Annotated in this window: 1 protein-coding gene; it reads left to right on the top strand. The window is 73.6% G+C overall.

Going from position 1 to position 6,933, the window contains the following annotated elements:
• Positions 1–6,933: type I polyketide synthase (locus CRP51_RS27765; RefSeq protein WP_141514698.1), on the top strand; the 6,933-nt coding region annotated here is incomplete at both ends.

Raw genomic sequence — 6,933 nt, 5'->3', positions numbered from 1 at the left:
GGTGCGGACGAGGGGGCGTTGAACGAGACGGGGGTGACTCAGCCGGCGTTGTTCGCGGTGGAGGTGGCGCTCTTCCGGCTTCTTGAGTCGTGGGGTGTGCGGGCGGATGTGTTGGCCGGTCATTCGATTGGTGAGTTGGCGGCGGCGCATGTGGCGGGGGTGTGGTCTCTGTCGGATGCGGCGCGGGTGGTGGCTGCTCGGGGTGCGTTGATGCAGGGGTTGCCGAGCGGTGGGGCGATGGTGGCGATTCGGGCGGGTGAGGCGGAGGTGTTGCCGACGCTGTCCGGGGAGGTGGGTATCGCGGCGGTCAACGGGCCTTCGTCGGTGGTGGTTTCCGGTGCCGAGGCCGATGTGGAGGCGGTCGCGGAGCACTGGCGTGGTGAGGGGCGGAAGGTGACGCGGCTGCGGGTCAGCCACGCGTTCCACTCGCCGTTGATGGACCCGATGCTGGACGAGTTCCGGTGGGTGCTGGAGTCGGTGACCTTCCAGGCGCCGACGCTGCCGATCGTCTCCACGCTGACCGGCCGACCTGCCTCCGCCGAGGAGTTGGGCGACCCGGGCTACTGGGTGCGGCATGTGCGGGAGGCGGTCCGGTTCGCCGACGCCGTCACCTCGTTGAGCGGCGAGGGCGTGACCACCTTTGTCGAGGTCGGGCCCGGTGGGACGTTGGCCGCGCTGGGGCAGGAGTGCGCGCCTGAGGCGGTGTTTGTGCCGGTGTTGCGCGGGGACCGGGCCGAGCCGGTTGCCGCGCTGACCGCCGTGGGTCAACTTCACGCGCGGGGCGTTTCGTTGGACTGGTCGGCGTTCTTCCCGGGTGCCGGCAGCCGGCACGTGGATCTGCCGACATACGCGTTCCAGCGGGAGCGCTACTGGCTGGACGCGTCGGCCGCCCATCCGACCGCGGAACCGGTCTCGCCGGCCGAGGCCGGGTTCTGGGATGTGGTGGAGGGCAACGACTTCGCGGAACTCGCCCGCATGTTGGAGGTCTCGGCGGACGAGCCGCTGAGTGCGGTGCTGCCCCGGCTCGCCGCCTGGCGTGGCGGCCAACGGGACCGGCTGGCCGCTGAGGGCTGGCGTTATCGGGTGGAGTGGCGGCCGGTGGTCGCCGGGGACGCGGCGTTGTCGGGTGTCTGGTTGGTGGTGGCGCCGGCGGGTGAGGAGCGTGCCGGTTGGGTGCGGGAGGTGTTGGCCGCGCGGGGTGCGCAGGCGCGTGTGCTCTTGGTCGAGCCGGGGTCGGACGACTGGGCGGACCGGCTGGGCGGGCTGCCTGAACTGGCGGGTGTCGTCTCGCTGTTGGGACTGGCCGAGGCGGGGGTGGGCGACACCGTCGCGTTGTTGCGGGCGTTGGGCGCGGCGGGTGTTTCGGCTCCGTTGTGGGCGGTGACGTCGGGTGCGGTGGCGGCGGTCGCGGGTGACGTGGTCGAGGGTTTCGAGCAGTCGATGGTGTGGGGCCTTGGGCGGGTGGCGGCGTTGGAGCACGCCGAGCGTTGGGGTGGTCTGGTCGATCTGCCGGTGGAGTGGGACGAGCGGGCGGGGGAGCTGTTGGCCGCCGCTCTCGCCGGGACCATGGGCGAGGATCAGGTGGCGGTGCGCGCGGGCGGGCTGTGGGGCCGGCGCCTGATACCGGCACCGCTTGACACGGCGCCGGTCGCGGATGGTTGGTCGCCGCGCGGGACGGTGCTGGTGACCGGTGGGTTGGGCGCGCTCGGTGGGCATGTGGCCCGTTGGCTGGCGGCGCACGGCGCCGAGCACCTGGTGCTCGTCGGCCGCCGGGGCCGGGCCACGTCCGGTGCCGACCAACTGGCCGCCGAGCTGGCCGCGTTGGGCGCCGAGGTGTCGTTCGCGGCCTGTGACATCACCGACCGGGCCGCCGTCGCCGAACTCCTTGACGGCATTCCGTCGTTGAACGCCGTCGTGCACGCGGCGGGCATCGAACGCTCCGGTCTGCTGGCCGAGGTGGACCCCGGAGACCCGGGCGAGTTCGCCGAGGTGCTCGCCGCGAAGGCGGGGGGCGCGCGTCATCTGCACGAGCTGCTGGGTGACCGGCCGTTGGACGCCTTTGTCCTTTTCTCCTCCATCGCCGGTGTCTGGGGCAGCGGCGGGCAGGGCGCCTATGCGGCGGCCAACGCGTATCTCGACGCGCTGGCCGAGCACCGTCGGGCCGCGGGTCTGCCGGCCACCGCCGTGGCCTGGGGCCCCTGGGACGGCGGGGGCATGGTCGCCAACGCCGGCGGGGACGCCGCCGGCCAACTGCGCCGCCGTGGGCTGCCCGCGATGGCGCCGGCCGTGGCGATCGCCGGGCTGGCCACCGCGCTGGAGCGTGGCGACGGCAACGTGGTCATCGCGGATGTCGACTGGCCCCGGTTCGCCGGTACGTTCATGGCGCAGCGTCCCAGCCCGTTGCTCGGCGAACTGCCCGAGGTGCGGGCGGCGTTCGCGACCGAAGCGGCCGAGCCCGCGACGTCTGCCCTGGGCGAACGGCTGGCCGAGCTGGACGAGGCGGAGCAGGAACGCCAGCTCACCGAGTTGGTGCGGGCCGAGGCGGCGACGGTCCTCGGACACGCCTCCGGCGAGACGTTCTCCGCCACCCGCGCCTTCCGCGAGCTGGGCTTCGACTCGCTCACCGCGATGGAACTGCGCAGCCGCCTCGGCGAGACCACCGGCGTCGCCCTGCCCGCCACGCTGGTCTTCGACTACCCGACGGCCGCCGCGCTCGCCGCCTACCTGCGCACCGAGCTCTCCGGCGTGCGCGCCGCCGCCCCCACCACCCCGGCGACGGTCGCCGGTGTCACGGACGAGCCGATCGCCATCGTCGGCATGGCCTGCCGCTTCCCCGGGGGCGTCGAGTCCCCCGAGGACCTGTGGCGGGCGCTCCTCTCGGACGAGGACGCGGTCGGGGAGTTCCCCACCGACCGGGGCTGGGACGTCGAGGCCCTCTACCACCCGGACCCCGGCAACCCCGGCACCACCTACAGCCGGATGGGAGCCTTCCTCGACCGGGTGGCCGAGTTCGATCCGGCGTTCTTCGGGATCTCGCCGCGTGAGGCGTTGGCGATGGACCCGCAGCAGCGGCTGCTGCTGGAGACCTCCTGGGAGGTGCTGGAGCGCGCCGGCGTCGACCCGGAGGCGCTGCGGGGCGAACGGGTCGGTGTCTTCGTCGGCTCCAACATGCAGGACTACGGCTGGGTGTTGGGCGGCGCCGGCGACGACTTCGGCGGCTATGCCGCCACCGGCAACGCCGCCAGCGTCGCCTCCGGCCGGCTCTCCTACACCTTCGGTTTCGAGGGGCCCGCGGTCACGGTCGACACGGCGTGCTCCTCCTCGCTGGTCGCCCTTCATCTGGCCGTGCAGGCGCTGCGTTCGGGTGAGTGCGAGCTGGCGCTGGCCGGCGGCGTCACGGTGATGTCCACGCCGACCTCGTTCGTCGAGTTCAGCCGGCAGCGCGGGCTGGCCCTGGACGGCCGCTGCAAGGCGTTCGCCGGCGCCGCCGACGGCACCGGCTGGGGCGAGGGCATCGGAATGCTGTTCGTGGAGCGGCTTTCCGACGCCCAGCGCAACGGGCACCAGGTCCTCGCCGTGGTGAAGGGCTCCGCGGTCAACCAGGACGGGGCCTCCAACGGGTTGACCGCGCCGAACGGTCCTTCTCAACAGCGGGTGATCCGCCAGGCGTTGGCGTCGGCCGGGCTGCGTGCGGCGGATGTGGACGTGGTGGAGGCGCACGGGACGGGCACCACGCTCGGTGACCCGATCGAGGCGCACGCCCTGCTGGCCACCTACGGCCAGGAACGAGCCGGCGAGCCCCTGTGGTTGGGCTCCATCAAGTCCAACATCGGGCACACCCAGGCGGCTGCCGGCGTCGCCGGGGTCATCAAGATGGTGCTGGCCATGCGGCACGGGGTGCTGCCCCGCACGCTGCACGTCGACGAGCCCTCGCCGCACGTCGACTGGTCGGCCGGCGCGGTGGAGCTGCTCACCGACGAGCGTTCCTGGCCGGCGGTGGGGCGGCCGTGGCGGGCTGGTGTGTCGTCGTTCGGGTTCAGTGGGACCAACGCGCACACCATCATCGAGCAGGCGCCGGTTGCCGAGGAGGCCGAGGAGGCCGAGGCGGAGGCGGAACCGGTGAGCGAGCCGGGGTGGGTGCCCTGGCTGTTGTCGGCACGCGGCCCGGAGGCGCTGCGGGGGCAGGCCGCGCGGCTCCTCGACGCGGTGGATGAGTACGCGCCGGTGGATGTCGGCTTCTCGTTGGCGACTTCGCGGTCGGCGTTGGAGCGGCGGGCGGTGATCGTCGCCGAGGACCGTGAGGGTTTCCGGGAGGCGTTGGCGGCGTTGGCCGAGGGGCGTCCGAGTGGTGCGGTGACGGCTGGCGAGGCGAGCGGGGCCGGTCGGGTGGCGTTCCTGTTCTCGGGTCAGGGTGCGCAGCGGTTGGGGATGGGGCGTGAACTCGCCGCTCGTTTCCCGGTGTTCGCGGAGGCGCTGGACGAGGTGCTCGCGCACTTCGACCCGGCGGTCGCCGAAACCCTGCACGGGGACGACCAGGAGACACTCGACCGGACGGTGTTCACCCAGCCGGCGTTGTTCGCGGTCGAGGTGGCGCTGTTCCGGCTCCTTGAGTCCTGGGGCGTCCGTCCCGATCTGCTCGCCGGTCATTCGATCGGTGAGTTGGCGGCGGCGCATGTGGCGGGGGTGTGGTCTCTGTCGGATGCGGCGCGGGTGGTGGCGGCGCGTGCCGGGTTGATGCAGGCGTTGCCGGCGGGTGGGGCGATGGTGGCGATCCGGGCGGGTGAGGCGGAGGTGTTGCCGACGCTGACCGGGAACGTCGGTATCGCGGCGGTCAACGGGCCGTCGTCCGTGGTGGTTTCCGGTGCCGAGGGCGATGTGGAGGCGGTTGCGGAGCACTGGAAGGCGGAGGGGCGGAAGGTGACGCGGCTGCGGGTCAGCCACGCGTTCCACTCGCCGTTGATGGACCCGATGCTGGAGGACTTCCGCCGGGTTCTTTCCGAAGTCAGCTACGGGACGCCCGGCCTGCCGATCGTCTCCACGCTCACCGGCCGACCTGCCTCCGCCAACGAGTTGGGCGACCCCGACTATTGGGTGCGGCACGTCCGCGAGGCGGTCCGGTTCGCCGATGCCGTCGGCACGCTCACCGATCAGGGGATAGCCACGTTCCTGGAGGTCGGGCCCGGTGGCACGCTCTCCGCGCTCGGTCAGGAGACCGCGCCGGACGCCGCGTTCGTCCCCGCCCTGCGCGCCGACCGCGACGAGGAGGCGGCAATCGTTCTGGCCCTGGGGCAGCTTCACGCGAGCGGCACCCCGGTGGACTGGGCGGCGTTCTTCGCCGGCAGCGGCGCCCGGCGGGTCGACCTGCCGACCTACGCGTTCCAGCGGGAACGGTACTGGCCCGACGCGCAGCCGCTGATCGGCAATGTCGCGGCGGCCGGCCTCGGTCCGGCCGAGCATCCACTGCTGGGCGCCACCATCGCGCTCGGCGGCACGGACGGGACCCTGCTGACCGGAAGGCTGTCCGTCCAGACCCACCCGTGGCTCGCCGACCACGCCGTTCAGGGCCTGATCCTGCTGCCCGGCACGGCGTTTGTCGAGTTGGCGGTGCGGGCTGGTGACCAGGTCGGTTGTGATCTGGTGGAGGAGTTGACGCTGGAGGCGCCGCTGGTCCTGCCGGCGACCGGCTCGGTGCGGGTGCAGGTGTGGGTGGGCGCGGCGGACGGTTCGGGGCGCCGGGAGCTGACGCTGTATTCGAGCGACGGTGACGCGGTCGATGACGGTCGGGCGTGGACGCGGCACGCGACGGGTGTGGTGCGGGCGGGTGGCCGGGGTGAGGAGTCGGTGCTGGTCGAGTGGCCGCCGGCCGGGGCCGAGGCGATCGGGCTGGAGGGCTTCTACGAGCGGATGGCGGCGGGTGGTTTCGGTTATGGCCCGGTCTTTCGGGGGCTGCGGGCCGCGTGGCGGGCCGGTGGCGAGGTGTTCGCTGAGGTGGCGCTGCCGGAGGGCGTGAAGGCGGGGGGCTTCGGGTTGCACCCGGCGCTGCTGGACGCCGCCCTGCACGCCGTCGGGCTGCTCCCCGACGCGGACGGCACCGGGCGGCTGCCGTTCTCCTGGTCCGGGGTGCGGCTGCACGCGTCCGGGGCGAGCGTGCTGCGGGTGCGGATGACGCCGGTGGGCGCCGAGGGCGTGGCGCTGGCGGTGGCCGACGGCACGGGCGCGCCGGTGGCCTCCGTGGACACGCTGGTACTGCGCCCGGCCGCACTGGAACAGCCCGGCGTGGACGGGTTGTTCGGTGTCGACTGGGTGCCGCTGCCGGCCGGTGACGCGGACCACCCGGTGGTGCGGTGGACCGACCTCGACACGCTGGGCTCGGCGACCGCGCTGCCGGACGTGGCGGTTCTCTCCTGCCCGGTCGGCTCGGGTGCCGACCCGGCCGCCGAGGCGCACGTCGCCGCGCACTGGGCGCTGAGCACCGTGCGGACCTGGCTCGCCGACGCGCGGTTCGACGCGACCAGGCTGGCACTGGTGACGCGCGGCGCCGTCGCCGCCACCGTCGGGGAGGCGGTGCGGGACGTGGCGCAGGCGGCGGTGTGGGGGTTGGTGCGGTCGGCGCAGTCGGAGAATCCGGACCGGATCGTGCTGCTGGACCTGGACGACGACGTCGCCTCCGTCGAGGCGCTGCCGGCCGCGCTGGCCACGGGCGAGCCGCAACTGGCCGTCCGGGGCGGCGGGATACGTGTGCCGAGGCTGGCGCGTGTGGTGCCCGGGGCGGTCGTGGACTCGGGTTTCGGCGAGGGCGCCGTGCTGGTGACGGGTGCGACGGGGACGCTGGGTGGTTTGGTGGCGCGGCATCTGGTGGCGGAGCGTGGTGTGCGGAGTCTGGTGTTGGTGAGTCGGCGTGGTGCGGCGGCCGAGGGGGCGGAGGAGCTGGCG

This window comes from Streptomyces zhaozhouensis, from assembly GCF_900230195.1.
GTDB lineage: Bacteria > Actinomycetota > Actinomycetes > Streptomycetales > Streptomycetaceae > Streptomyces > Streptomyces zhaozhouensis.
Note: the sequence above shows the minus strand (reverse complement) of the source record. Positions and strands in the feature narration are given on the sequence as shown.